The organism is Agromyces sp. P1_H4 (assembly GCF_056405255.1).
This window is the reverse complement of record NZ_JBFUCL010000529.1, coordinates 1-1542: the sequence shown is the minus strand read 5'-3', so window position 1 is coordinate 1542 and position 1542 is coordinate 1. Positions and strand designations below refer to the sequence as shown.

Sequence of the window (1542 nt, the reverse complement as noted above, 5' to 3'; positions counted from 1 at the left end):
CGGACGGCGTCGCTCACGGCATCGCGGATGTGCCGGCGTCCTCAGAGGTCGCCGCCACCCGTCATCTCGAGCACCGGGCGCACCTCGATGAGCCCGAACCGGGCCTCGGGGAAGCCTGAGGCGATCTCGACCGCACGCGACTCGTCATCGACGTCGACGAGGTAGAAGCCCGCGAGGAGCTCCTTCGTCTCGGCAAAGGGCCCGTCGCTCGCCACGGTGCCGGCCTCGTCGTTGGTGACGCGCTTGGCGAGCGAGATGTCGGCGAGCGCCTCGCTGGCGACCAGCTCGCCGCTGGAGGCCAGCTCACTGCTGATCGCCTGGTAGGAGGCGTAGCCCTCGACCTGCTGCTCGGGCGTGAAGCTCTCCCACACCGCGCGCGACTCGGGGTTGCTGTAGATCTGGATGAGGTACTTCATCGGAAATCGCTCCTTCGATCGTTCGTCATCGTCGTTCGTTCGGGAGGCGGACCGCGCTCCCACCAGTATGTCGAGGCTGCGCGCCGTTTCTCGACATGGTGCCGCTACTCGGCGTCCCCCGGTTTCGCGCGGGCTTGACAGGCGGTCCGGCCGTCGCGAGAGTTCGATGGGGGCTTCCCGTCGAAGGGTAGGGYGCACATGCGGACGTTCGGTGTCGAAGAGGAGTTCCAGTTCCTCGATCCCGAGACCCTGCGTCCGGCGAACGTCGGGGCGGCGGTCTTCGAGCGGCTCTCCCAGGAGCCCGACTGGGCGGGCGTGACCCACAAGGAGTTCCTCGCGTCACAGGTCGAGCACGCGTCATCCGTGTTCACGACGCTCGACGAGGCGCGCGCGGCGCTCCTCGGGTTCCGCCACCGCGTCGCCGATCACGCGGCCGACTTCGGCGTCGTGGGTGCGAGTCTCGGCACCGCCCCCCAGACCACGCCGTTCCCCGACATCACCGAGAGCGAGCGCTATGCGCGCATCGTCCGCGACCTCGGCGGCCTGATCGCCGACCATCAGGTGAGCGGCCTGCACGTGCACGTGGGCGTGCCCGACCGCGAGGCCGGCGTCATCGCGCTCAACGCGGCCCGGCCCTGGATGCCGCTGCTCACCGCGATCGGCACCAACTCGCCGCTGTGGCGTGGCCATGACACGGGGTTCGACAGCTGGCGCACCGTGCTGATGCGCCGGTGGACCACTGCCGGATGCCCGCCCTCGTTCCTCGACGCCGAGGACTACGACCGCCGCACCCGCCAGCTGCTCGGCATCGGCGGCACGGCCGACCTGGCGCTGATCTCGTGGGACGTGCGGCTCTCGGAGCACCTGCCGACGATCGAGTTCCGCATGGGTGACGCGCAACTCGATGCCGAGAGCACCCTGCTGATCACGGCGCTCTCGCGCGCCCTCGTGTCGCACGCCCTCGAGGCACCCGGTGCGACGGATGCCGCGGCGACGGCCTCGGCGGATGTGCCGCCCGAGCTGCTCAGCGCGACCGTGTTCCACTCGGCACACCACGGGATGCGGGGCGAGGTCTTCGATCCGCTGTCGGGCGCCCTCGCACCCGCGGCGGACGCGCTGCGCGGGT

The 1542-nt window shown here is 70.5% G+C and carries 2 protein-coding genes; one reads left to right on the top strand and one right to left on the bottom strand.

Annotation, left to right across the window (positions count from 1 at the left end):
- Nucleotides 1–41 precede the first annotated feature (41 nt).
- Nucleotides 42–416 (bottom strand): YciI family protein, encoded by a 375-nt coding sequence (locus AC1DY2_RS19675; protein ID WP_476763944.1) that lies wholly within the window; start codon nt 414–416, stop codon nt 42–44.
- A 198-nt stretch (nt 417–614) separates the two neighbouring features.
- On the opposite strand from AC1DY2_RS19675, the gene AC1DY2_RS19670 reads away from it, so the two are divergent.
- Nucleotides 615–1542, top strand: a 928-nt coding sequence (locus AC1DY2_RS19670) for a carboxylate-amine ligase (RefSeq protein ID WP_476763943.1), incomplete at its 3' end; no start/stop codon positions are given.